The sequence below is a fragment of the Variovorax sp. P5_A3 genome (assembly GCF_056400665.1).
The window spans coordinates 105117-129608 of record NZ_JBFUKW010000018.1 but is presented as its reverse complement, the minus strand read 5'-3'; the positions used below and the strand labels follow the sequence as shown (position 1 = coordinate 129608).

Here is a 24492-nt window from a genome sequence, read left to right as displayed (position 1 = left end):
GCGGTCATCATGATCGGCGAGATCGGCGGCCCCGACGAAGCCGATGCGGCGCGCTGGTGCAAGGACAACATGAAGAAGCCGATCGTCGGCTTCATCGCCGGTGTGACGGCGCCCCCCGGCAAGCGCATGGGCCATGCCGGCGCGCTGATCTCCGGTGGCGCCGACACCGCGGATGCCAAGCTCGCCATCATGGAAGAGTGTGGCTTCACGGTCACGCGCAACTTCTCCGAGTTGGCCAAGCGCCTCAAGGCTTTGATCTGAAAACCTCGCTACCTCGCTGAACCACACAAGAAGGAAGCGCCCGCAATTCAGGTTGCGGGCGCTTTTTCAATCAATAACAGTGGAATAGAGACATGGAATATTTGCAAACCGCGGACTTCTGGATCGGCCTGCTCAAGATCGTCTGGATCAACATCATCCTTTCCGGTGACAACGCGGTGGTCATCGCCATGGCGGCCCGTTCGCTGCCGCCGCATCAGCAGCGCACCGCGGTGTTGTTCGGCTCGGGCGCAGCGGTGGTCCTTCGGATTGCCCTCACGGTCGTCGCGGCCAAGCTTCTCGCGTTGCCCTACTTGCAGATCGTTGGCGGTTTGCTTTTGCTGTGGATCGGCACTCAACTCCTCAGCGAAGAGGAAGAGGGCGAAGGCGAAGACAAGGAATACGGCAGCATGCTCGCCGCCGTGCGCACCATCCTCCTGGCCGACCTGGTCATGAGCCTGGACAACGTGATCGCGGTGGCTGCAGCCGCGCAGGGCAGCATGGTGCTCCTGATCCTCGGCCTCGCAATCAGTATTCCGTTGGTGATTTTTGGCAGTACGCTCATGATCAAGCTCATGGAACGTTTCCCCATCATCGTCATGCTCGGCGCCGCCCTCATCGGTTGGGTCGGCGGCGAGACGATTGTGAGCGACACGATCCTGCGCGAAGTCCTGGCGGCCAACCCCTGGCTGCACTACGCGGCTGCCGTCGCTGGAGCGGCCTTTGTCGTGGTGGTGGGCCGCTGGCTGCAGAAGCGTGCGCACACCAAGCACTGACCATCTTCATCCGATCTGACTGATTCATGGCAAACCCCGGCGCACCCGTTTCCACCGAGTCCGGCGTGCGGACCTGGGATTTCGCCGCGCTGACCGACCCGGGGAAGGTGCGCGCCAACAACGAAGACACGATCGCCTTCGACGCCTCGCTGGGGCTCGTTCTCCTTGCCGACGGCATGGGCGGCTACAACGGCGGCGAGGTCGCAAGCGGGATGGCCATCGCGTTGCTGCAGGCCAGCTTCGGCCGCTGGCTTGCGCATGCGGGGCCCAACGCCAATCCGAAGGCGGTGCGCCGTGCCCTGCAGGCCGGCACCGACGAGGCCAATTCTGCGATTCTCGAAGCCGGCATCGCGAATGTGCAGCTTCAAGGCATGGGGACCACCCTGGTGCTGGCCGCGTTCGGTCAAAAGCGCGCGATCATCGGCCACATCGGCGATTCGCGCTGCTATCGATTGCGCGGCGACAAGTTCGAGTTGCTCACGCGCGACCACTCGCTTTTGCAGGAGCAGCTCGACGCGGGTGCGATCACGCCCGAGCAAGCGGTCCAGTCGCCACATCGCAATCTGGTTACCCGTGCACTGGGCATCGAACGCCAGGTCGAACTGGAGATGCACGAGCACAGCGTGAGGGCCGGCGACCTCTTCCTCCTCTGCTCGGACGGGCTGAGCGAGATGGTTTCCGACGCGCAGCTTTTCACACTTTTGTTACAGAATATAGGCTTATCAGAAAAAGCAACACTTTTGGTTGCAACTGCAAATGACAATGGCGGCCGGGATAACATTTCAGTTGTTCTGGCCCGGGCAGGTGGAAGTGAGATGCCCGAAGTCTCCGGATAGCAAGGTCAGGAAAACATCCACCGCAAGGGCCCGCTGTGAATAGAAAAATGAGATTCAGGAGTCGGCCATGCCGAAATTGATCGTTTCGATCGACGGGGTCGTCATCAAGGAGGTGACGCTCGCCAAGGACCGCACGACGCTGGGGCGGCGGCCGTACAACGACATCGTGGTCGACAATCTGGCCATCAGCGGCGAGCATGCCGTGCTGCACATGATCGGCGGCGATGTCTACCTGGAAGATCTCAACAGCACGAATGGCACCTACGTCAACGGACGTGCCATCAAGAAGCAGGCGCTCGAACAGAACGACATCATCGAGGTCGGCAAGTACAAGGTTCGCTATATGGCGACTGCCGGTGCACCCGAGAGCGGCACGGTGGGTCGCACAGTCGTATCTTCTGCGCCGTCGGGCCCGATTCCGCTTTCGTCCGCTCCGACAGTCCAGGCACCGCTGGGCGGCGGCACGGCTGGCGTTGCAGTCATCCGTGTGCTGTCAGGTACAGGCGCCGGACGCGAGCTTTCCCTCCAGAAGGTCGTCACCACCATCGGCAAGCCCGGCGTGGCCGTGGCTGCCGTCACGCGACGCCTGCATGGCTATGTCGTCGCGCCGATCGATGGCGGCACCGCCCTCAATGGTGAACCGCTCGGCAGCGAAGCTGTCGCTCTGCAAGATGGCGACGTGCTCGAGCTTGGCGGCACACGGATGCAATTCGTCGTCTCCTGACCACCTGTCACCTTCGCCTCGGATGAGCGGATGCGGGGCGCGATGAACGCGCTGCGCCAGCGCTGGGCGCGCATCGCCATCACCTTGCTCCCGGTCGCGTTGGCCGTCGCGCACGTTGTCGGTTTCTGGCGCTTTCCCTTCCTGGAAGAGCTCGATAATTTCATCTATGACGCCCGCCTGCGCGCCACCATGCCGCGCACGCTGGATCCGCGCATTGTCATCGTCGACGTCGACGACACAAGCCTCCAGGAATTCGGCCAATGGCCGTGGAGCCGAGACAAACTGGCCCGCCTCACCAGGGAGGTGATGGAGCGCCAGCAGGCGGTGGTGCTGGGGTTTGACGTCCTGTTCGTCGAGCCGGACGAGAGCTCCGGGCTCGAAATCCTCAGGCGCCTGGCGAAAGGACCCCTGCGCGGACAAGCGGGACTCGCCGAGGAAATCGAGCGTGTCGCTCCTTACCTTGACCATGACGCGGCGTTCGCGAACGCGCTGACGGGACAACGCGTCGCGCTAGGTTTCTACCTGACCCAGACGCTGAAGCCTCGCGCCAACGGAGTATTGCCAGCACCGATCCTCCCACCTGGCGCCTTTCCCGAGGGGCGTTGGTACGCGACGCGCTGGAACGGTTTCGTCGGGACTATCCCCCAGTTGGCCAAGGCCGCGCCGTTGGCCGGCTTCCTCAATGTCGTGCTCGACGCGAACCGCGACGGGATCGTGCGATCGGTCCCGTTGATTGCGCAATACACCGGCACGCAGGGCCAGCCCGGCTACTACGAATCCCTTGGCCTCGCCGTCTACCGCGAGGCTGTCGGTGCGGATGCCGTCGTGCCCGTGTTTGCGCCCGTCGGTGCAAGCACACGTCCACCGCCCCTCGAAGCGCTGCTGCTGAAGGCTGGCGGCAAGTCGTTGCGAATCCCAGTCGATTCGACGGCGAGTGCGCTCGTACCGTTTCGCGGTCTTGGCGGTGCCCGCGGGGGCTCGTTCCGACACATCTCGGCGACCGATGTCATCGGCGGTGCGCTGGCCCCCGGCGAACTGAAAGACAAGATCGTGCTGGTCGGTTCGACGGCGCCTGGTCTGGAAGATCTGCGATCAGCACCGGTAGGCGCAGCCTACCCCGGCGTCGAAGTGCATGCCAACATCGTCTCCGGTCTGCTAGACGGCCGGTTGCCCGCCGTGCCGGACTACGCCCTGGGCTACGAACTGGTCACGGTGCTCGCAGCGGGGCTGGTGCTGGCCTTCGGCCTCACGCTGAGCACGGCGATCGGCGCCGTGCTGATTGCCGCGATCACGACCGCGGCCCTGGTCGGCCTCAACACATGGCTCTTCATCCAGGCCGGCCTCGTGCTGCCCCTGGCGGCCGCGCTGGCGTTGATTGCGTTGGCATTCGTCCTGAACATGAGCTGGGGCTATCTCGTCGAGACGCGCGCAAGCCGAAACCTCGCCCACCTGTTCGGCACCTACGTTCCGCCGGAACTGGTGCGTGAAATGCGCGCCGACCCCGAGCGATACAGCATGCGTGCGGAAAGCAGGGAGCTCACCGTGATGTTCTGCGACATGCGCGGCTTCACGAAGCTGGCCGAGGAAATGGCGCCCGTCGAGCTGCAAGACTTTCTCAACACGGTTTTCAGCCGACTGACAGAGGTCATCAGCGCGCACCGCGGAACCGTCGACAAGTACATGGGCGACTGCGTCATGGCCTTCTGGGGTGCACCTGTCGAGACGCCGGACCATGCCGAGCTGGCTGTCCGGGCGGCGGTCGAGATGGCTGCAGCCGTGAAGGAGCTGAACGCCGCCTACCGCAAGAGCGGACGACCTGAGATCAGCGTCGGCATCGGCATCAACACCGGGGTGATGAGCGTCGGGGACATGGGCTCGGCCGTCCGCCGCAGCTATACCGTCGTCGGCGATGCGGTCAATCTTGCGTCGAGGATTGAGGGGCTGGGAATTCGCTACGGCGTCGAGATCGTTGCCAGCGAGGCTACGCAGCGACTGGCACCTGCCTTCGTCTGGCAGGAACTGGATTGCGTACAAGTGCAAGGCAAGCTTCGCTTGGTGCGCATCTTCACCCCCGTCGGTACCCGGAGCGACACCGGCAGAGCGCAGGATGCAGATATTGAACGCTGGAATCAGGTTCTTTCCGCATATCGAGCGCAAGATTGGCAGGAAGGTCAAGTTATGCTTGCGCCCCTGCTTGAGCAGGATGCCAAAAAAGTCCTTTACCAGCTGTATGCGCAGCGTATAGCCTCAATGTCGTTGCAGCCCAAGGATCCGAACTGGGATGGCGCAACCCGGTTCGAAACAAAATAACAGCCCGACGGGCTGGCAGATGAAGGGTCTCGCGAATGCAGGTGCGTGTGTTGGGGTGCTCAGGCGCCATCGCCAAGGACTGCCGCACGACCTCATTCCTGGTCGATAGCGACCTGCTGGTCGACGCCGGCACCGGCGTTGGCGATCTGACCCTCGATGAGATGGCCGGCATCGACGACGTGGTCCTCACCCATTCGCACCTCGACCATGTTGCCGCGCTCCCCTTGATGATCGATTCAGTGGCCAGTCGCCGCACGCGGCCGCTACGGGTGCATGCATTGCGCGCAACCATCGAGGCGCTACGGGCGCACGTCTTCAATAACGTCATCTGGCCCGACTTCGCGAGCATTCCAAGCCGTGAAGCGCCCTTCGTGTGCTTTCATGACCTGGTGATCGGGCAGGAATTGGAGATCGGAACCAGCAAGCTCAAGCACATTGAAGTCCTGCCTGCCGTGCATACCGTGCCGGCCTGCGGTTTTGCCGTGCGCTCTGCAGAAGGCGGACCGAACTGGGTGTTCAGCGGGGATACCGAGCGGAATGCGCCGTTCTGGGAACGGGTGAATCAGCTCGATGTGGCGATGCTGGTGATCGAGACGGCTTTCAGCAATCGGGAGCAGGCGCTGGCGCGGCGAAGCTTGCATCTTTCGCCTGCGACGCTGGCTGGGGAATTGGCGCAGATTGCCGATGGGAAGAATTACCCGATCTACATCACGCATACCAAGCCGGCTGAGACGGACGAGATCATGAGCCAGATTGATGATCTGTCTGACGGTTCGCAAACTCGCGGCATGGACATTCGGTGGCTGCAGGCGGCAGGCGTGCTCGAGGTATGACGAGGCTTGCTGGCGCGGTGACAAAAATGTCAGTTAGCGTCGGCTCGGGGCAACAGTTTCCGTCACACGTTGTAACTCAAACGTGAACAAATCCGCAGCTTGGCGGCCCGGGAGCCAGGAAACGGGGGATGGCACAGATGCTGCGGTTACATGATCGCACCGGGGGCTCTCCTCGGGCCCTTGTAACAAACCTGGAGTAACTGAATGAACCGTCGTTCCATCGCACGCAATGTGCAAAAGGGTTTCACCCTTATCGAATTGATGATCGTCGTGGCGATCATTGGTATTTTGGCTGCTGTGGCTCTGCCGGCTTATCAGGACTACACCACTCGTTCGAAGATGACCGAAGTGCTCATCATGGGCGCTCCGGCCAAGCTGGCGGTCGCTGAAACGACTTCGTCGCTCGGCCAACTTAACTTGGTCACGGCCTCCAATAGCGGCTACACCTTCCCCGGCCCAACGAAGTATGTGTCGACCGTGGCCATCGCTAATGATGGCTCGGGTGTGGTGACGATCACCTCGACGGTTCCCAACGCGACCGGCGATGTCCTCTTGAGCCCGACGACTGTCGGTACCGACACGGGTCAACTCCGCTGGACGTGCTCCTCCACTATCGCGGCCAAGTATCTGCCTTCCGAATGCCGTCCCACCTAATCGTGGACCTGCGGTAGAAGCGGCCCTCGGGCCGCTTTTTTGTTCGCAGCCCTCTTTCATGACGCATCGAAATCTCGCAGATGGTTTTTTGGCGTGGATGATTCCCGCCTTCGCCGTTGTTGCGTTTTCCGGCGTCATTACTTTTTTCGGGATCGCGGACCCATACGATTTCGCCCGGAAAGCGCAGATCATCTGCCTGTCGATACTCATCGTCTGCTCCATGTTTCGCTTGCCCGCGGTCATTCATGGAGGGCCTTGGTCCGGTCTCTGGATGTGGGCGGTTTCGTTGGCGTTTCTGGCAATTTGCCTACAAGGGACTCGCTGGTCGCCGTTTTCCATCGCTGACGCCACGCTGTATGGGATGCTGTTTTTAGGGGTGCTTTGTTGCGCGAGGCTCCATGAAGGCAACGTGCAGCAGTTGGATCGGACCGCGGTGATTCTTGCTCTGGCCCCGGTGCTCAATGTCTGGCTCATGGTGCTGAGCACCACCGATCTTTTCCTGAACGGCACATGGAACGACTGGCAATTGGTGTTCTCGACGATCCGAGAATTCGACGATGCCTTGCTCCCATGCTTGTTCCTGCTCTGGCACCGGCCCGGCGGATTGGCGCGCGCGCGGATGACGGCGCTGGTCTGGGTGCTCTCGACGCTTTTTCTCCTGGCTCTCTGGCAAGACGGCGCCCGCTCGGTTCTGCTGTCCGCGACCAGCGCCCTGCTACTCGTTGCGCTTCTTCGAAGGGATGCAGCGCTGCTCCGTCTTCCGGTCTCATCGCTCGCCGTCGCGGGGGCTGCCTTTTACGGCATGCGATGGCTCTTTGACTCCGACCAATCGACCAGGACAGTATTTCGGCTGACCACTTCATATCGAAGCAATCTCTGGAGCGACCTCGCGGATTCCTGGGCTCGATCGCCTTGGGTGGGGATTGGTGGCGATCAATTCGGGAGGCACGCCGGTGCCGTGGTTGCGATGCACCCCCACAATATTGCGCTGCAATGGATCGGAGAGTACGGACTCTTTGGCGTAGGCGCCGTCGTTCTAGTCGGCTTGCTTCTTTATCGGTTGGTTCGGGGGCATCGCTGGATTCCTCCTTTTTGCCTCGCCGGCCTTTTGGCTTGCGTAATGAACAGTCTGCTTTCGGGTGCCTTTGTCTATCCCTTGAGCCAACTATTGATCATGTGGATGGCTGGATGGGCGCTGGCGTGTTACTGGAAGCGCCCGACCGGTGCAGCCGCGCCCGCTCCAGCGGAGAATTTTTGGTCGCGAGTGCCGATCGTGCTGGTGTCAGCGCTTCTTCTGGCGGGCATGTGGACCGTCCATGGTCGCGACTTGGTGTCGCGCCAATCGTCTATTGATTCAGGCGATTCGTCCCCGCCGCGCTTCTGGCAACACGGTGCTGTCCTTCACCTCGACAAGTCGGATCCGAGCCAGTAGTTCGTTCGACGACGAGAACAGGCGATCAAATGTCGATTCTTTCCCAAGCCTCGGTGAGCATAGCAACCGTGCCGAAGGTTCGCTCAAACCGCAATTCATCAACAGGTGTGGGATGGTCCCTGCTGGCATTCGGCTTCGCACTGCCGTGGCTGGTCCCTGTTCATTCCTATCCGTGGGCCACGCTCTATAGCGAGGTCACCGCGGGCCTGGCCCTCCTACCGCTGGCCCTCTGGGCGGTGATGCGGCGTGCGCGAATGGAACTGGACCTGCTCTCCCTGGGGTTTGCTGCGGCTGCGCTGATTCCTCTGCTGCAGGCTGCAGGTGGCATGTTTGCGTTTCCTGGTGAGGCATCCGTGATTAGTGTGTACCTTCTGGGGTGCGCCGTGTCAGTCGCGATCGCCAGGTCTTGCGAGGTGCTGGCTCCAGGCCGCCTGCCTGATGCGCTGTTCGCGGGTTTTGTCATTGCTGCCTTGGTCTCCACTGCGCTTGCTCTGGCGCAATGCCTCCTGCTCGATTGGGGGCCCTTCATGGCCCCCATTGCCACGGGCATCCGTCCGATGGCCAATGTCGGCCAAGCCAACGAATTGAGCACGTTGCTGCTGTGGGGGCTCATCGGTCTGTGGTGGGCCCACTATCGACGGCGCATCGGCGGCTGGGTCGCTGTGATTGCCGCAGCCACTTTGCTGCTAGGGGTGGCGAGCACGCAGTCCCGAACGGGCTGGCTCGGAATTGCCCTGTTGCTGGTCGTCGCTTGGGTCTCGCCGGCTTCTCTGGGGACCGCGAAGCACAGGGTGGCTTACGTCGGTCTGGGGGTCTGGTTCTCGGTGCTGGCTCTCGGCTGGACATTTGCAATCGAGCTCATCGGTGCCGGTGGCGCCGAAAGTCTAGGTTCGCGGCTGACGTCGGGGCGCCGACCGGAGATCTGGTCCATGATGCTCGACGGCATACGGCAACGGCCATTGCTGGGCTATGGCTGGAACCAGGGCCGATTGGTCCAGGTTGACGTACTTCCCCAGTACGCCGATCTAAAGATGGGCGTCCAACACGCCCATAACCTCGTGCTCGATTTGATGGTGTGGAACGGTGTGCCTCTGGGCTTGGCCATCGCCGCACTGCTGGGCCTCTGGTTCTGGTGGCAAGTGCGGCGTGCAGACAGTGCTGAGCAAATTCTCCTCCTGCTGGTCATTGGCACATTCGCGCTGCACGCGATGCTCGAGTTGCCGCATTGCAAGGCTTTCTTCTTGGTTCCCGTCGCGTTGATGATGGGCATCCTGAACAAGCGCTCGGCGCTCGTCGCACCCGCGCGGCTGCCACGCGTCGCAGCAGTGGCCCTCGTAACTGTGTTGGGTAGCGTCCTGTTGCTTATGTGGACGGACTACCGCGCCATAGAGTTGGACGTGCAATCCCGGCGTTTGCGAGCCGCCCGTATCGGTGTTCGCGCACCTCCTCCCCCTCCTGAGATTCATGCTCTGAACGGTTTGCAGGCGGCCCTTGTCAGCGAGCGCATCGAGCCGCGTGAAGGCATGCCGGTCGCCGAGATTGAGCGCTTGCGCTTGACGGCCACGCGCTATCCTGAAGAAACCGCACTCTTGCGATATGCCAAGGCCGCTGCTCTCAACGGGCGGTCGCTGGCTGCGCAGGAAGCGCTGCGGAATTCTTGCCTGCTCTTCTCGCGTGCTTACTGCGACAACCTTCGCGTTGCATGGGGCGAATTCACTGGCCAGCATGTGATTGTCGAGTCAGTGCCATTTCCCCGTCTCGATCTGAAGTCCCAATGACAGCAAGGCGATGCAAGACACAATCCTGAGCTGGTCTCGTTCCCGAAAGCGCATGGCGGTCATGACGGTCGACGCCGTGCTCGCGCTGGCGTCGATGTGGCTCGCGTTCACGCTGCGGCTCGACACGGTGCACTCGCCGGTGGGCGCCGAATGGGTAGCCTACGCGGCGGCGCCGACGCTCGCCATTCCGATCTTCTTTAGGCTGGGCCTGTACAAGGCGATCTTCCGCTATACGGGCGTGGCGTCAATCCTGGCAACGGGGCGTGCCGTCGCGTTGTACGGATTCGTGCTCGCTCCGCTTGTCTGGCTGCTCTTCCATTGGGAAGGCATTCCCCGCAGCCTCATCGTGCTGCAGCCCCTCCTATTCCTGATCCTTGTCGCATCGAGCCGCACCTTGGGATGGCACTGGCTGGCGGGAAGAACGAGCCGCCTGAGCAATCGCTTGCTGATTTACGGTGCCGGGAAGGCCGGCGCTCAAACTGCGGCGGCTCTTGCAGGCGCTCAACAGTATGCCTTGCTTGGCTTCATTGACGACGATTCTGCCAAGTGCGGGCGCACCATCAATGGCGTGCCGGTCTTCTCTTCTGCGGAGGCATCTGTCGTGGTTGGCCGCCTCTCGGTCACCGATATCCTTCTGGCACTGCCAAGCGCGAGCCGTCAAAGACGCAATCAGATCATCGCCAGCCTGCAGTCCTTGCCGGTCCGTATCCGCTCACTCCCCAGCTTGGCTGACTTGGCGAGCGGCCGCATCACTGTCGCGGATTTCCAGGATCTCGATATCGAAGATCTGCTGGGCCGAGAGCCGGTCGCGTCCCCGCCTGCGTTGCTCGCATTCAGTCTCGCGCGACAGGTGGTGCTGGTGACGGGGGCGGGGGGCAGCATCGGAGGCGAGTTGTGTCGACAGATCGCCCTTCAAGGGCCTAGTGAACTGTTGCTGGTCGAGCACAGTGAATTCGCGCTATACCGCATTCACCAAGAACTGGCCTCACTGGTTGCACGCAGCGGCGCAGACGTGCGCTTGGTTCCGCTTTTGGCCAACGTATGCAATCGCGAGCGCATCTCCTCCATCTTCTGCGCTCACAAGCCGGTTACCGTTTATCACGCAGCAGCTTACAAGCATGTGCCGATGGTCGAATCCAACGCGGGTGAAGGCATTGTCAATAACGTATTTGGCACGTTGAACCTCGCTCGCGCAGCCATTGACTCAAAGGTTGCCCGGTTCGTTCTGGTTTCCACAGACAAGGCAGTCCGCCCCACAAATATCATGGGGGCGAGCAAGCGCGTTGCCGAATTGGTTCTGCAATCGCTTGCTGCCAGCGAGGCACACCCGTTTGACGATATTCATGATGAGACGGCGCAAGGTCAAACGTGCTTCTCGATGGTGCGATTCGGCAATGTGCTGGGTTCCAGTGGCAGCGTCGTGCCGCTATTTCGCTCGCAGATCGCCGAAGGCGGCCCACTTACCGTTACGCATCCAGAAGTCACCCGCTACTTCATGACAATCCCCGAGGCCGCGCTGTTGGTGCTTCACGCGGGCGCAATGGCCGAGAATGGGGATCTGTTCGTTCTCGATATGGGCTCCCCCATCAAGATCGTTGATCTGGCGAGGCGGATGGTTGCACTTTCGGGATTGACCATTCGCGACAGCGAGCGACCCATGGGAGACATCGACATCGTCTTTTCTGGCCTGCGTCCCGGCGAGAAGTTGTATGAGGAGCTTTTAATCGGCGAGAACCCGATGCCAACCGCGCACCCGCGCGTCATTCGGGCGCGCGAAGATTTCATTCCCTGGCCGGAACTCAGGACACAACTTCAGGAACTGCTAATCGCGGCGCGAAGCAATGACGTGGCGCGCATCAAGAGCTTGCTGAGAGTTTTGGTGCCTGGCTATGCACCCAGCCCCGCTTCGGTTCAATAGATGCGCGCACTGAACGTAGAAGCCGAATGCCCTGATGTGGGATGCAGTGGGCGTACATTCGAAGTACCTCGCCTCATTCAGGGCGAATAGCATGGCATCCTCGCTGCGAATGGATGCCGTTATGTACGGTTCGGCCATATTGGTCGATCGACTGCTTGCCTTACTTCTTTTGCCACTGCTGACGCGGGCTATCAGCCCGGAAGATTACGGCGCCTGGACCCAGACAGCGATCGCGGCAGGCATGCTGATGCCTATTGTGCTATTCGGTTTCTCGACGACTATCGTCCGGTATTTCTCTGGTGCAGTCCCTTCCCCATCACGACGCCGGTATTTCGGCCTTCTTGCGAGCCTTTCGCTGTTGCTGTTTCTGTGTTGCGCGGCGATCGCAACGGCGTTTTCAAGCACGCTTTCGAAGCTGGTATACGGCGAAGCGAGCATGCGCGCTTTGGTTCCGATTCTCCTGCTGCTATTGGCCGCGGATGCCATGACTGACTACGCCATCGCATGGCTTCGATCCTCGGCCCGCATGGGTCTTGTTGCCGGCTGCCTCATCTTGCGCAGCGCCATGCGATACGGCGCCGTGTTGGTGCTTGTCGGTGGGGGTAGTGTTCCCTTGACTGTATGGCTTTTCCAGTACTGCTCGGCCCAGTTGGCGTTGGCCTTGGCGATCCTGTTGATATCGATGTTGGTGGTGATGCGATCCACTGATACCAATGCTGCTGTTGAGGTACCGAGAGTGAATGAGTTGCTACGCTTTTCAGCGCCGCTCGTTTTGCTTGCTGCCCTCACTTCTCTCAACGGCTTCGTCGACCGCTTCCTGCTTGTAAGGATGTTGGGTCTGGAGGTCGTTGCGGTGTATGCGGCCGCGGTGTCACTTTGCACGATTCCTGCCGCCTTCTATGGCGTACTGGGCTTCACGTTATTCCCTGAACTGTCCCGAAGATGGCAGGCGCGTCAGGTCGACGAGGTGTCTCGATTGATGGGGATCGCTCTTCAACTGTTCTTATTCCTTTGTCTCCCCGTGGCAGTAGCGCTTGGATTGGCCGGCTCTTGGATCCTTCCACTGCTCACAACCGGCGCGTATGGCGCAGCGCCCTTGGTTTTTGTTTTTCTGGGGGTCTCGGTAACGGCCTTGGGTATCTATCAAATACTGCTCTATTCCTTGCTGCTGGACGGACGCGGAGGGCAGATGATCATCTTGGCGGCCCTTTCGGCTGCGTTGAACCTCACACTCAATCTGCTCCTGGTGTGCCGCTTCGGGGCCACGGGTGCGGCCGCCGCAGCTGCGACATCCAACTGGCTGATGGTGGGTCTTGCGACAGGCCTTGTGCGCTCCGTGCTGCCGTGGGAAATTCCATGGTCAAGCTTGGGTCAGCTGGCTTGGCGCGTTGTCGCAGCTGCATTGCCGATGATCGTCTTCACTCTTTCAGGATCGGGCTCGCCATATGTTGGCGCCGTCGCCGCCGTGTCGAGCCTGCTGATTTACCTGCTACTGGACTGGTTGCGCGCCGGATCCATCGCTCGATCCGTTTTCGCTGGGGGATAGAACAGTCATGAGCAGCCCGGCATTCGATCAGCAATATGAGCTGGACCAGAAACAGTACCTTGCCAACGTTGACTTTTTTACCTGGACGCGGCACTTTCACGTGATCAAGGATCTGTGCGCGGTCGGTCAGAGCGACTTCCTAGAGGTTGGCACGGGCGACGGCGTCGTGAAGCGGTGCATGCAACCATTCGTGCGCACGTACACCGTGATGGACATCAACGCCAAGCTGCGGCCCGATGTGCTCGGCGACCTTCGTACACGTGTTCCCGATCTGCAAGAGCGTTTCGACGTCGTGATTGCCACGGAAATCCTGGAGCACCTTCCCTTCACGGAATTGCGGACATGCGTCGGCCATCTGAACTCCTACCTCCGGACGGGCGGAAAGCTGTTCCTGACCTTGCCGCATCGCAAGGGCCACATGCTGGTGGTTCCTCCGGGGCAAACGCTTTGGATGTGGCGGTTTCCAATCGGACTCACCAGCTTGAGCGAGGCGTATAACCGTTTCATTCGACGCAAGATATGGATTGACCCACATCATTGCTGGGAGATCGGCGATGGGTCCGTGACGCGCGACCAAGTCGAATCAGTGCTGCAGCAATGCCGCTTTGCGATCGAGCGCTTGACGGAATTGCCTTACTGCGACTATTGGGTGCTGCAGAAGCAGTCCTCGCCTGAGTGATGAAAGTTCTGCAGATCTGCTACTACTACCCTCCAATGGGCGGAGCGGGCGTTCAACGCGGGTTGAAGTTCAGCAAGTATTTGAAGGAGCACGGGGTCCATCCCATCATTCTGTGTGCGTACGACCCACACTACATTCAAGACCTGTCGCTGGTGGCCGAGGTGCCGCCCGACCTCGAGGTGCATCGCGTCGAGCACACGCCGCTTGTGGCCAGACTTGCGGCCGGGCGACGTGCCGCGGCCCCGATCCGCAAGGCGTCGACCCAGGGCGCGACCGGGCCGCGCGGCAAGCTTCGCGATGCCGTTCTCTCCGCTTGGTACACGCTTCACTACCCGGACGACAAGATCGGTTGGGCGCGGCGTGCTCTGCGCGAGGCGCGGCGAATACTTCGTGCCGAAGAACTTCGTGGTAAGCCGGTCGACCTGATATTCACCAGTTCGCCGCCCGCGTCCGCGCATTGGATTGGCGATCGGTTGGCTCGCGAGTTCGATTTGCCATGGGTGGCGGATTTCCGTGATCTTTGGACAGACAATCCGGCCTACAACACGTCGCGCTGGCGGCGGGCAATCGATCGTCGCCTGGAACAGGAGTGGCTCGACCGGGCAACTGGCGTGGTGACAGTCACCCCATCCTGGCAACGCCTGCTGTCGTCGCGTCGTCAGTCACATTTGCCTCTGATGTTCATTCCCAATGGCTACGACGAAGAGGATTTCGCTGGACGTGTTCCGGCCGCGACGCAGGTCGACGTCTTTACACTCGTGCACACGGGTACGTTCTATGGCACGCGCGATCCTGCCGTGCTGTTCGATGGTTTGACTCGCTACCTGATGAATCCGGAACCAGGCCGGCCTCGGCTGCGCGTTCGGCTGGTCGGTAGCATGGGTGGCCGGTTCCAAGCGGCCGCACGTGAGTTCGAGGGACGGCACCCCGGAGTCCTCGAATGCGTCGACTACCTGCCCCACGCCCAGGCACTCGGCGAATTGATGTCCGCCGATGCTTTGCTATTGGTCGTTGGCGGTGGCCATGGTGCCGGCGTTGTGGGTTGGCTACCCGGCAAGATTTTTGAGTACCTTCGCGCGGAAAAGCCGATCCTGATGCTGGGTGCACCCGATGGAGACGCCGCGAACCTCATTCGACGTCATGGTGCGGGTTGGATCGTTGACGCCCAAGATGCCGAAGGCTTGGCGAGCGCCCTGCGATCGATGTTGCAAGCGTGCCGCGATCCCATGCCAAGTCCCTCGGTCATCGAATCGCCCAAGTGCTTCGAGCGAAGAGAGCTATCCCGCCAGATGGCCGAGTACATGCGCGCATGCGTCAACTCTCACAGGTCGCACATGGCGAATCGTCCTCACGTGAGGGCACAGGCCGATGTCTGAGACGGATCGAATTCAGCGCCGCTACATGGAGCGCGATGCCAGCCACACGCTCAGCGGCTTCTGGACGCTGACCAATCCAGTGGTCCTTCACCTGGCCCAGGAGCGCGAACGCGTGGCGATCGCGAGCCTCTGCGAGCATCCCGACATCCATTTGCCCGATGCGCGCATCCTCGATATCGGTTGCGGCGCAGGGGCGGAATTTGCAAACTATCTGCGCTGGGGCGCGTGCACGAAGAACTTGGTGGGTATCGACCTTATGCTGCCGCGACTGCGTACCGCAAGAGAGCGGTATGCGGTCAATGTCGTCCATGCGTCAGGCACTGCGCTCCCATTTCCGGACGCAAGCTTCGACATCGTGAGCCAGAACGTCGTGTTCAGTTCGATCATCGAGTCGGAAATGAGGATGAAGGTGGCTGCAGAAATGTTTCGCGTCCTGCGTCCTGGAGGGTTGGTGCTTTGGTACGAGGCTTTTCGTGCGCGCGGAAACGATCCGCACTTTCGTTCCGTGCCTCGCGCTGAGCTTGGATCCCTGTTTCCCGGAGTGCCCTTCACTTTCAGACGATTGACAACGGACCTCGGATTGCTCAGACGCATTCATCGAGTGTCAGGTGCGCGAGGCATGACCTTTTTCGACCTGTTCGGTGTGTTCAAGACGCATATGTTCGCCGTTGGCGTGAAGCCATGACGGCGCATATTTGCCTGATGGGTGATGCCAACAGCGTCCATGTGCGACGGTGGGCTAGCGAGATGCTGGCGCGGGGTCTCAGGGTCTCGCTGGTGACGGGACGGCCTCAGCCTATGGACGGCGTGGAGCAGCGCGTCCTGTCCCCGGTGCAGCGATCTGCGGACTGGCTGCTTCGTGTTGGCGAAGCCCGCCGTCATGTCGATGAACTGGTGCCCGATGTTGTGCACGCCCACTACATAACGTCTTATGGCTATCTCGCCGCGCGCTGCGGTCGTCGCCCATTGGTAATGACGGCTTGGGGCAGCGACATTCTGGTGACGCCTTTCGAGAGTCGCCTGAAGCGCTGGATCACGGGCTGGACCTTGCGCCGCGCCGACCTGATCACCGGCGATTCGCGCGATCTGATCGAGGCGGTGTCAGCCTATCGTCCAAGCGCTCGCATCGAGGAGATTCATTGGGGCGCCGACATGGCGAAGTTCCGTCCGACTCCGTGGAGCGACAAGGCCGGATTTCAGATCGTCAGCTTGCGGGCGTGGGAGCCGAACTACCGCGTCGACAAGATCATCGAAGGGCTAAGCCTTTTCTTGAAGCGCAATCCCGAAGCAGATGCACATTTGAATCTGCTGGGCGGCGGCAGCCTGGAAAATGCACTGACCGCTCAAGTGCATGCCCTTTGTCTGGCTGACCGAGTGACCTTTGCCGGACGTGTCGACGATGCAGAGATGGTTGCCACGCTCCAGAAGAGCAAGGTTTCGATCTCCATCCCAGCAAGTGACGCGACGTCGGTGTCGGTACTCGAAAGCATGGCCTGTGGTCTGCCGGTGATCGGCTCCGACCTGCCTGCCAACCGCCAGTGGCTGCGAGCCGACAGCGGCCTCCTGATTTCGGAGGACAGCGCCGCGGGAGTTGCCGCGGCCTTCGAACGCTTGTGGCGTGACGACGCCGATGCTCGGAGAATTGGCGAAGAGAACCATTCACGAATGCTCGAAAAGGGCGCGCGTTCGGTACAGATGGATGCCGTCGTGAAGCTCTACCAAGGTTTGCTGCGAAATCACCCGCAGGGAGCACGACTCGCATGACTGAGGCCACCAGGACCGTGACGGTGATTGTTCCCTGTCGCAATGAGAGCCGCTACATCGAAGCCTTCTACAGAAGCGTTCGGGCGCAGGTGTTGCCGCCACATTGGACACTCGAACTCTTGATCGCCGATGGACTGAGCAGCGACGGCACCACCGAAGTGTTGAGTCGCCTGAGCGCCAACGATCCGAACATTCGATGCATCGACAATCCCGGGCGCATCGTCTCGACGGGTCTGAATCGAGCGTTGGCCTTGGCGAATGGTGAGGTCATCGTTCGAATGGACGTCCACACGGAATACGCACCGGACTATGTGGCGCAATGCATCGCCGTGCTGGCGGAAACCGGTGCCGACAATGTGGGTGGCCCGTGGCACGCGCAGCCGGATGTCGATGCGGGTCCGATGCAGCAAGCCGTCGCAGCCGCATTTCAGTCTCGATGGGTTGCCGGTGGTGCGCTATCTCGCAAACTCGACCACAACGGCTGGGTCGACACGGTCTATCTGGGTTGCTGGCCGAAGTCGACATTCCGGCGCTTTGGCGGATTCGACGAGTCCTTGGTCCGAAACCAGGACGACGAGCACAACCTCCGACTGTCGCTGACGGGTGCTCGGATCTGGCAATCGTCGCGAATACTCAGCGTATACCGGCCCAGATCATCGTTCCTGCAAGTGCTTCGTCAGTACTTGCAATACGGGTACTGGAAGCCCTTCGTGATCCGCAAGCATGGACAGGTAGCTTCGCTGAGGCATCTCGCGCCATCCATCTTCGTGGGGCTGCTCGCGCTATTGGGTCTTGCTGCGATCGTCGGGGCGCCCGCGTGGCCATTCCAGGCGTGGCTGCTGCTCTATGCCTGTGGGGTGTGTGCGCTGACCCTTGGTGTGATCATCGACCGATCTCCTGGCCCGGTGGCTGCGCTCCTGGTCCCCGCGGTCATCGTTGCCAGTCATTTTGGATATGGAATCGGTACGTTCTTTGGCTGGTGGGACGTTCTCGTTCGCGGCAAGGGCCGCCATCGATTCGCGGCCTTGACGAGATAGCCCATGATTGCTGATCCGCATGTGGACCCGGAAGACGAACCGCGACTCGTTCGGGCACGCTACGCTCGTCGTGCGTTGCGAGACGCACGCTACAGCTTGACCAATCCCTCGGCACTTCTCGCCATGCAGGAGCGCCAGCGCGCCATGGTCCGGATGCTTGTTCGCGCGGGTTGCTCGGATGCGTCGGTGCTCGATGCAGTCGAGGTGGGGTGCGGAGACGGTGGCAACCTTCTGGAATTCCTGCGCTTGGGTTTTTCGCCGGAGCGCTTGAGGGGCATTGAATTGCTCGACGAGCGGTACGAATCGGCCAGGGCGCGGCTCCCTGCAGCGGTTCGGCTGATTCACGGTGACGCGGCCACGGCGCCACTTGAGCCGGCGAGCTTCGATGTCGTCTTTGCCTCTACCTTGTTCTCGTCCCTTCTCGACGACGCTTTCCAGCAGCAACTGGCTGAGAGGATGTGGGCCTGGACCAAGCCCGGGGGAGCTGTTCTCTGGTACGACTTCACCTACGACAATCCGTCCAACCCCGATGTCCGCGGCGTGTCCTTGGCTCGGGTTCGACAACTCTTCCCGCTCGGAGAAATTGCCAGCAATCGCATCACCTTGGCGCCCCCGCTCGCTCGGAGGGCGTGTGCATTGCATCCATCGTTCTACGGTCTTCTAAACAGCATCCCTTGGCTGCGCACCCACGTACTCTGCTGGATCCAAAAACCCAATGAGTGAATCATTCCTGCCCTTCGCGCTGCCGGACACCGATGAAGAGGAGATCGCGGCTGCGGCGTCAGCGCTGCGATCCGGTTGGGTCACGACCGGCCCGAAAGCCAAGGAGTTCGAACAGGCCTTCGCGGCGTATCTCGGTGGATCACTGGAGGCGGTCGCAGTCAATTCCGCCACGGCAGGTCTCCACCTCGCCCTGGAAGCCCTCGGCATCGGCCCCGGCGATGAAGTGATTACGACCACGCACACCTTCACTGCCACCGCGGAGGTCGTCCGCTACCTCGGCGCCGATGTGGTGCTGGTGGACGTCGATCCGGTGACCCTCTGCATCGATCCGCGACTGGTGGAAGCCGCGATCACGCCTCGCACCAAGGCGGTCATTCCGGTCCACTACGCCGGACTGTCCGCCGACATGGATGCGTTGCTCGCAATCGCAAAACGGCACGGACTGAAGATCGTGGAAGATGCGGCGCACGCGCTGCCGACGACCTGCGGCGGGCGCCTCGTCGGAACGCTCGATACCGACGCCACGGTCTTCAGCTTCTACGCCAACAAGACGATGACGACAGGCGAGGGGGGAATGGTCGTCACACGCGACGCCGACATCGCTCAGCGGATGCGGATCATGCGCCTGCACGGCATCAACCGCGATGCGTTCGATCGCTTTCGATCGAAAACGCCCAGCTGGTATTACGAGGTGGTCGCGCCCGGCTTCAAGTACAACCTGACCGACATTGCCGCGGCCATCGGACTGGTTCAGTTGACCAAGCTGCCCCGCTTCCTGGAACGTCGGCAGTACTTGGCCCAACGCTATCGCGAACAGTTGTCGTCCTTGCCGCTTTTATTGCCCGCTCATGCGCCGCAGGGCGATCTGCATGCCTGGCACCTGTATGTCATACGCCTCTCATCATCCGCGAAGGTGACGCGGGACGAACTGATCCAGTCGCTGTCCGATCGAGGGATCGGCACCAGCGTGCACTACGTCCCGCTTCATCGCCAGCCTTACTGGCGCGACCGCTACTCGCTGACAGCAGAAGCGTTCCCGCACTCTGAGGCCGCGTACCAGTCGATGGTCAGCATTCCACTGTTCACTGCGATGAGCGACGAGGACCAGGATCGCGTCATCGCGGCCTTGCACGAGATCCTGGGCTGATGCTCAAACGCCTGTTCGACATCTGCTTTGCGCTGTGCGCGCTGGTGGTGTCGGCGCCGGTGCTCGTGGGAGTGTCGCTCTGGATCAGATTCGATTCTCGCGGGCCGGCACTGTTCAGGCAGCAGCGGGTGGGCCTGCACGGCAAGCCCTTCGAGATCTACAAGTTCCGCACGATGCGGGCGGAACGGGGAGACACAGGCTCGCAAATCACGGTCGGCGCCGATCCGCGCATCACCCGGGCCGGGGCGATGCTTCGCAAGTACAAGCTCGACGAACTCCCACAATTTTTCAACGTCCTGATTGGCGACATGAGCATCGTCGGGCCGCGACCCGAAGTGCCGCGTTACGTGGCGCTGTATCCACCAGATGTTCGTGAGGTGATCCTCAGCGTTCGCCCCGGCATCACCGATCTGGCTTCGGTGGCGTACAGGGATGAGAGTGCGTTGCTCGGCGCAACGTCCGACCCCGAGGCCCTCTACGTCAGGGAGATCCTCCCAGCCAAGCTGGAGCATTGCCTTCAATACGTGCGCACCCGAAGCCTCTGGCTGGACCTGGTGATTGTTGGGAGGACGGTCGCTGCCATCCTCCGTAAACCGTAGTTTTCGCCGCCCGTCTCGATCCCCGGATGGCCCGCCAGCGACACCGCTACGCAAAGTGGCAGCGCGTGCCGCGATTCAATCGACCAGGTCGATGAGTGACGGGGCCGCGGATCAATCCGTCAGTTCGCGCCACGACGACCGGTGCGCGGTGCCGCCGCTCGGCATCGTCGGGATGGGCGGGATCTCGGTCTTGATGTCGCCGTTGCTGCCCTGAAGAATGATTCGCACATTCCCGTTGGTGTCCTTGATCCAGCTCAGGCCGACGATCAGCGAACTGCTGCTCCATTGGACGCCGGACGGGTTGGTAGTCACCACCCCTCCATTCTTCACATCGAGGAAGTAACGCCAGGACGAACCGCCTGAGGCACAGGCGTCGCCGTTCGGGATGGCGCTGGCAATTGCCAACGTGTTGAACTGCAGTCCCATGCTCGTAACCACCCGCTCGCCCGAATGCGGGAGGTCGACCCACCAGCCGCCTTTGGTCGTCCAGTCGACTTCGGTGTCCGTGACCGCGGCGTCGGTTGCGCTCGCTGCGGATCCGTTCAACGTGAATGTCTGCCGGACGAAGTTCGTCGTGTCCGCGCGTACATCGCCCCAGCCGGTGGCATTCAGGTTGTCCTTGATCGCGTACACGCTTTGCTGTGTCGTGTCGGTGATGTCCGAGATGCCCAGGTAGCGTCCCGTCGCCACGACGACCACGGGCTTGTTCATGACCAGTGACAACTCGGGCCTGGTCGTGATTGGCTGCGGTGTGCTTGTGTTGATCTGCAGCGTGGCAAGCAGCAGCGCGGCCTGGTTCGGTGCCACAAGATTGTCGATATCGAAGCGCCAGAGGTTCCCCTTGAGGTCGCCGCCATACAGACGCTTGGCGGTGTTGTCTGCCGTGTTGTCGATCCAGGCATTGATCTTCGCCAGGCCACTCGGGTCCGCGGTGCTGCCGACGCCTGTCGAGATGTTCAGGAGCGAGGCTCCGCTATTGGCGTCGACCACATAGAGGTGTCCCTTGCCGTCGCCGCCCGTGTTGTTGTAGCCGGAAGTGAACGCAACCACCCAGGTACCGTCGGATCGCTTGGCAATCACCGGGTTGCCATAAGTCAGGCCCATGTTCGCATCAGTGAACTCCCAGAGCGCCCGGGGATTCATGGGGTCCGTGATGTCGAGGGCGTAGTAGCCACGACCACCGGAGTTGAGGCCTGCGACGAGGATGGTCTTCCAGGTGCTTCCCACCTTGATGTCGGCCATGACCGGCGCCCCGTCCGCGAAGTACTGGTGCTTCGAAGCGTAGGTCGAATCGGCCAGCTTGTAGAGGTTCGGCATCACCTCGCTGGGCACATAGGCCCAGAGCTCGGTGCCGCCATTGGCGGGATCAGCGGAGAACGCGTGCAGCATGCCATCGTTGGACGCGACATAAACCACATTGGTGCGATTGCTCTGCGCCGTCACGAAGTCGGCGTAGCCGGCGTCGCCGTACTTGAACGGGGGCTTGCCCACGTGGACCGGTGCGCCGTTGATGATGTCGCCTAGCAAGTGGTCGCGCTTGCGATAGAGCGCGGACGAAGTGGCACTGATACCTGTAGAAGCAGACGCCACGGGCGCTTCGTAGCTCCGGACACCCTTCAGGTAGTCGATCAGGTTCGCCCCGGCATTGGCCAGGGCCTTGTCGGCGTCATTGAGCGTCGCGCATTGCCCTGCCGTCACGGTCTTTGAGCACAGATTGTTGAAATAGGCCTGCTGTGCAGTTGATAGATTGTCATAGGCGAGGGTCTGCAGTCCACTCGATCCACGGAAATAGATGGTTCGATTCGCGACCGGCATGCTGTCCAGCTTGGCCTGGGCAGACCAGGTGGGTGTGGCTGCGATCGTGGCGTCCGCACCGTTCAGCGCATAGGCTTGCAAGTCGCCGGTCCAGGCCTCGGTCGTGTAACTGGCCCGGTAGACCTGGTTGTTGTTGCCGGCAACAAGTTCGAGCGAGCTGGTCGAAGCGGCCGAAGCCGAGCCGGAGACCTGTTGAACAGTCGTGATGACGCCGTTGATGGCGTCTGCCAGCAAGCTGGCATTGAGGGCCGAGTAGTACTGGCCCCGGCCATTGACGGCAGCGTGCCACAAGTCGTCGACGTTGGTCGCATTGCCGCCGCCATCTGTTTCCGCGGGCGTCGGCCAGTTCACGCCGCTGGCGGGGTTGCTGAGGTCTACGTAGGAACCCACCGATTGGGTCAGATAGTTCCGGTCGTAGGTCAGGGTACCGCTCACACCCAGGCCGATGGTGAACGAGTTCATGTGCTGCCAGGTGGCCGTGTCGTTGCCCGCCTGTCGGACGATGTTGCTGCAAACGTCCTGGCTGCTGCCTGAGCTGGTCGACGTGCAGTTGCTGAGCGCGTTGGTTCGCAGGTCGGTCTTGTAGTAGTACTCGGCAACGTCAGCCAGCGTGTCCGACGAGCCGCCCGACGTGGAAGGTGTCTCGACTGGCGTGCCAGCCGAGTAGGAGCCTACGGCAGGCGTGGTGTAGCTGGGAGTGCCCGCAACCCAGGGACCCCAGCCTGCTGCGGCGGGAGTCGAATAGCTCGGCACGTCGTTGCCGGCGGTGGTTTGCGTTGTGACAACGGGGGGGGTGCTGCTGTTCGACCAGGTGCTGCTGCCCGACGGTGCTCCCTTGTCGGTGCCAGCGACGATGTTGGAGGTAGCGGCGGCCGTGTTAGTCCATGTGGAATAACTGACCGCGCTGGTGACGGGGCTGGCAGCCACGCCGTCCCTGGTAACCACGGTGACGGTGTACGTGGCCGTTGCCGATTGGGGTGTCGTGTCGGTCCGCGCTTGCGTCTGCTGTGCATAGACCTGCTCCTGTTTCGTGATCTCGTATTCCGGCTTCTTCTTGGTGCCGGTATTTTTAGAGGACACCGTTGTGGCAGTCCGCGTCCAGGTCAGGGCGTTCGAGTAGGGGGAGGTGGCGCTTCGCGTTGCCGTAGCCGTGTAGGTCGTGACCGTAGTCACGATGCTCGCACTGTCGTCCTTCATGGGCCGCACTTCGGTACCGTCCTGGTTGCCCACCCGCGTCGCATTGTCAAGCTGGTAGGGCCCGAACTTCGGCGAGGACGTGCTTTCGTTGTGGGTGTTCCAGTAACCGTCGGTCGACAGCAACGCGTAGTTGCGCTGGCAGGAGTACTGCAGGGGGTCGTAGGTCTGGCCCGACACCTTGTTCGCAAAATATCGACCCGCCTTCGAAAGCGCACCCCGCAGCGGTGTGTACCCGCTGGGCGGAGCGGCGTAGAGGCTGCTATAGAAGTTGGCCTTCTGCGTTGCGTTGAAATCCTTGACGTCGCGGAAATAGTTGGTGCCGTCCGCGGCCGTCTTGTCGCTGATCGTGCTGAAGCCGACGCGATAGCTTGAATCGAGTGCAGCGATGGCCCGTCCCATGGCGGTCCGCATAAGAAGGTACCGCTTGCGATAGTACGAATACCAGTTGGCATAGTTCTGCCAGTCCGTCGAAGCACTCGTCACCGTGACCTTGGTGAACAGCGTCGTGGTCACATTGCTGCGGGTCCTGCACTCCTGAAGGAAGGTGTTGCTGATGGGACCGGTGCTGGTGTACGTCCAATTCATCTTGGGCTGACGGACATTGCTGCTGCCGGTGCCCTGGCCGTTGTAGACGTAGTAGTAGCTGTCTGCCAGATTCTTCGTGGAACTCGTCGACGAAAAGCCATCGCTCTTGGCTGCAGTGAAGCTGGCGTTCGGAAAGGAAGAGCCGTCGGAGTTGATGGGCGGCGCGTAGGTGACCGTGGGGTCGTACGCCACGCCGTTGCACTGCGCCGAACGATATCCGTAGTACTCGTTCGGTTGGTTTTGACTGAGGCCGTCGTCCATGTCGTCCGGCATGAAGTCGCTGTCCATACTGCCGGAGTCGTCCAGGATGAACAGCAGGTTGGGCTTGGCCTGGACGGTGGGACGCGTGGCCAGTGGCTGATTCGACAAGTCGGTCTCGGCGGCCGTTGCGATCTGCCCGAACGCCGCAATCATCGAGGCGCAAATGAGCGTCAATGTTGCACATCGAGTGGCGAGCCGGCCTCGGCTGAGCGCCCCGGCGGCAATGATTTTGTTCTTCATGGCA

General features: G+C 61.4%; 19 protein-coding genes and 1 pseudogene. 19 read left to right on the top strand and 1 reads right to left on the bottom strand.

What is annotated here, in order from left to right:
- From AC1D3B_RS24675 to AC1D3B_RS24585, 19 genes and pseudogenes are all read left to right on the top strand, one after another.
- Window positions 1-261, top strand: a pseudogene (locus tag AC1D3B_RS24675) (succinate--CoA ligase subunit alpha); the annotation flags it as partial.
- A gap of 92 nt (window positions 262-353) precedes the next feature.
- Window positions 354-1034, top strand: coding sequence for a TerC family protein (locus AC1D3B_RS24670; protein WP_478193307.1), 681 nt, complete (start codon window positions 354-356; stop codon window positions 1032-1034).
- 26 nt (window positions 1035-1060) lie between these two features.
- Window positions 1061-1870: a Stp1/IreP family PP2C-type Ser/Thr phosphatase gene (locus AC1D3B_RS24665; RefSeq protein ID WP_478193306.1), complete on the top strand. Its 810-nt coding sequence runs from the start codon at window positions 1061-1063 to the stop codon at window positions 1868-1870.
- A 67-nt stretch (window positions 1871-1937) separates the two neighbouring features.
- Window positions 1938-2594 (top strand): FHA domain-containing protein, encoded by a 657-nt coding sequence (locus tag AC1D3B_RS24660; RefSeq protein WP_478193305.1) that lies wholly within the window; start codon window positions 1938-1940, stop codon window positions 2592-2594.
- Window positions 2595-2636: 42 nt separating this feature from the next.
- Entirely contained in the window at window positions 2637-4904 is a 2268-nt protein-coding gene (locus AC1D3B_RS24655; RefSeq protein ID WP_478193304.1) for a CHASE2 domain-containing protein, read from the top strand.
- A gap of 35 nt (window positions 4905-4939) precedes the next feature.
- Entirely contained in the window at window positions 4940-5737 is a 798-nt protein-coding gene (locus AC1D3B_RS24650) for an MBL fold metallo-hydrolase (protein WP_478193303.1), read from the top strand.
- Between the two features lie 204 nt (window positions 5738-5941).
- Window positions 5942-6391, top strand: coding sequence for a pilin (locus AC1D3B_RS24645; RefSeq protein WP_478193302.1), 450 nt, complete (start codon window positions 5942-5944; stop codon window positions 6389-6391).
- 58 nt (window positions 6392-6449) lie between these two features.
- Window positions 6450-7823 (top strand): O-antigen ligase family protein, encoded by a 1374-nt coding sequence (locus AC1D3B_RS24640; RefSeq protein ID WP_478193301.1) that lies wholly within the window; start codon window positions 6450-6452, stop codon window positions 7821-7823.
- A 29-nt stretch (window positions 7824-7852) separates the two neighbouring features.
- Window positions 7853-9601 carry a PglL family O-oligosaccharyltransferase gene (locus AC1D3B_RS24635; protein WP_478193300.1) on the top strand — a complete coding sequence of 583 codons (1749 nt, stop codon included), beginning with the start codon at window positions 7853-7855 and terminating at the stop codon, window positions 9599-9601.
- A gap of 10 nt (window positions 9602-9611) precedes the next feature.
- Window positions 9612-11519 (top strand): polysaccharide biosynthesis protein, encoded by a 1908-nt coding sequence (locus AC1D3B_RS24630; protein ID WP_478193299.1) that lies wholly within the window; start codon window positions 9612-9614, stop codon window positions 11517-11519.
- 91 nt (window positions 11520-11610) lie between these two features.
- Window positions 11611-13065, top strand: coding sequence for a lipopolysaccharide biosynthesis protein (locus AC1D3B_RS24625; protein ID WP_478193298.1), 1455 nt, complete (start codon window positions 11611-11613; stop codon window positions 13063-13065).
- 7 nt (window positions 13066-13072) lie between these two features.
- On the top strand, window positions 13073-13744 hold the full coding sequence (locus tag AC1D3B_RS24620) for a methyltransferase domain-containing protein (RefSeq protein WP_478193297.1): 672 nt from the start codon (window positions 13073-13075) through the stop codon (window positions 13742-13744).
- Window positions 13744-15120 (top strand): glycosyltransferase, encoded by a 1377-nt coding sequence (locus tag AC1D3B_RS24615; protein ID WP_478193296.1) that lies wholly within the window; start codon window positions 13744-13746, stop codon window positions 15118-15120. The genes AC1D3B_RS24620 and AC1D3B_RS24615 overlap by 1 nt, the downstream gene beginning before the upstream one ends.
- Window positions 15113-15805 (top strand): class I SAM-dependent methyltransferase, encoded by a 693-nt coding sequence (locus AC1D3B_RS24610; RefSeq protein WP_478193295.1) that lies wholly within the window; start codon window positions 15113-15115, stop codon window positions 15803-15805. Before AC1D3B_RS24615 ends, AC1D3B_RS24610 begins: the two co-directional genes overlap by 8 nt.
- Window positions 15802-16884, top strand: coding sequence for a glycosyltransferase (locus AC1D3B_RS24605; RefSeq protein ID WP_478193294.1), 1083 nt, complete (start codon window positions 15802-15804; stop codon window positions 16882-16884). Before AC1D3B_RS24610 ends, AC1D3B_RS24605 begins: the two co-directional genes overlap by 4 nt.
- Window positions 16881-17921: a glycosyltransferase family 2 protein gene (locus AC1D3B_RS24600; RefSeq protein WP_478193293.1), complete on the top strand. Its 1041-nt coding sequence runs from the start codon at window positions 16881-16883 to the stop codon at window positions 17919-17921. The genes AC1D3B_RS24605 and AC1D3B_RS24600 overlap by 4 nt, the downstream gene beginning before the upstream one ends.
- 3 nt (window positions 17922-17924) lie before the next feature.
- The gene (locus AC1D3B_RS24595) at window positions 17925-18644 is read left to right on the top strand and encodes a class I SAM-dependent methyltransferase (RefSeq protein WP_478193292.1); all 720 of its coding nucleotides are present in this window, start codon (window positions 17925-17927) and stop codon (window positions 18642-18644) included.
- On the top strand, window positions 18637-19791 hold the full coding sequence (locus AC1D3B_RS24590) for a DegT/DnrJ/EryC1/StrS family aminotransferase (RefSeq protein ID WP_478193291.1): 1155 nt from the start codon (window positions 18637-18639) through the stop codon (window positions 19789-19791). Before AC1D3B_RS24595 ends, AC1D3B_RS24590 begins: the two co-directional genes overlap by 8 nt.
- Complete coding sequence (locus tag AC1D3B_RS24585; protein WP_478193290.1) at window positions 19791-20390, top strand: sugar transferase; 600 nt, start codon at window positions 19791-19793, stop codon at window positions 20388-20390. The genes AC1D3B_RS24590 and AC1D3B_RS24585 overlap by 1 nt, the downstream gene beginning before the upstream one ends.
- Window positions 20391-20501: 111 nt before the next feature.
- Here AC1D3B_RS24585 and AC1D3B_RS24580 read toward each other — a convergent pair whose 3' ends face one another.
- Window positions 20502-24488 (bottom strand): pilus assembly protein, encoded by a 3987-nt coding sequence (locus AC1D3B_RS24580; RefSeq protein ID WP_478193289.1) that lies wholly within the window; start codon window positions 24486-24488, stop codon window positions 20502-20504.
- Between the last annotated feature and the right edge of the window lie 4 nt (window positions 24489-24492).

Coding starts and splice junctions, on each gene's coding strand:
- AC1D3B_RS24655 (WP_478193304.1), top strand. CDS start 2,637: ATGAACGCGCTGCGCCAGCGCTGGGCGCGCATCGCCATCACCTTGCTC.
- AC1D3B_RS24665 (WP_478193306.1), top strand. CDS start 1,061: ATGGCAAACCCCGGCGCACCCGTTTCCACCGAGTCCGGCGTGCGGACC.
- AC1D3B_RS24645 (WP_478193302.1), top strand. CDS start 5,942: ATGAACCGTCGTTCCATCGCACGCAATGTGCAAAAGGGTTTCACCCTT.
- AC1D3B_RS24640 (WP_478193301.1), top strand. CDS start 6,450: ATGACGCATCGAAATCTCGCAGATGGTTTTTTGGCGTGGATGATTCCC.
- AC1D3B_RS24595 (WP_478193292.1), top strand. CDS start 17,925: ATGATTGCTGATCCGCATGTGGACCCGGAAGACGAACCGCGACTCGTT.
- AC1D3B_RS24605 (WP_478193294.1), top strand. CDS start 15,802: ATGACGGCGCATATTTGCCTGATGGGTGATGCCAACAGCGTCCATGTG.
- AC1D3B_RS24610 (WP_478193295.1), top strand. CDS start 15,113: ATGTCTGAGACGGATCGAATTCAGCGCCGCTACATGGAGCGCGATGCC.
- AC1D3B_RS24580 (WP_478193289.1), bottom strand. CDS start 24,488: ATGAAGAACAAAATCATTGCCGCCGGGGCGCTCAGCCGAGGCCGGCTC.
- AC1D3B_RS24615 (WP_478193296.1), top strand. CDS start 13,744: ATGAAAGTTCTGCAGATCTGCTACTACTACCCTCCAATGGGCGGAGCG.
- AC1D3B_RS24635 (WP_478193300.1), top strand. CDS start 7,853: ATGTCGATTCTTTCCCAAGCCTCGGTGAGCATAGCAACCGTGCCGAAG.
- AC1D3B_RS24630 (WP_478193299.1), top strand. CDS start 9,612: ATGCAAGACACAATCCTGAGCTGGTCTCGTTCCCGAAAGCGCATGGCG.
- AC1D3B_RS24650 (WP_478193303.1), top strand. CDS start 4,940: ATGCAGGTGCGTGTGTTGGGGTGCTCAGGCGCCATCGCCAAGGACTGC.
- AC1D3B_RS24660 (WP_478193305.1), top strand. CDS start 1,938: ATGCCGAAATTGATCGTTTCGATCGACGGGGTCGTCATCAAGGAGGTG.
- AC1D3B_RS24585 (WP_478193290.1), top strand. CDS start 19,791: ATGCTCAAACGCCTGTTCGACATCTGCTTTGCGCTGTGCGCGCTGGTG.
- AC1D3B_RS24590 (WP_478193291.1), top strand. CDS start 18,637: ATGAGTGAATCATTCCTGCCCTTCGCGCTGCCGGACACCGATGAAGAG.
- AC1D3B_RS24670 (WP_478193307.1), top strand. CDS start 354: ATGGAATATTTGCAAACCGCGGACTTCTGGATCGGCCTGCTCAAGATC.
- AC1D3B_RS24625 (WP_478193298.1), top strand. CDS start 11,611: ATGGCATCCTCGCTGCGAATGGATGCCGTTATGTACGGTTCGGCCATA.
- AC1D3B_RS24600 (WP_478193293.1), top strand. CDS start 16,881: ATGACTGAGGCCACCAGGACCGTGACGGTGATTGTTCCCTGTCGCAAT.
- AC1D3B_RS24620 (WP_478193297.1), top strand. CDS start 13,073: ATGAGCAGCCCGGCATTCGATCAGCAATATGAGCTGGACCAGAAACAG.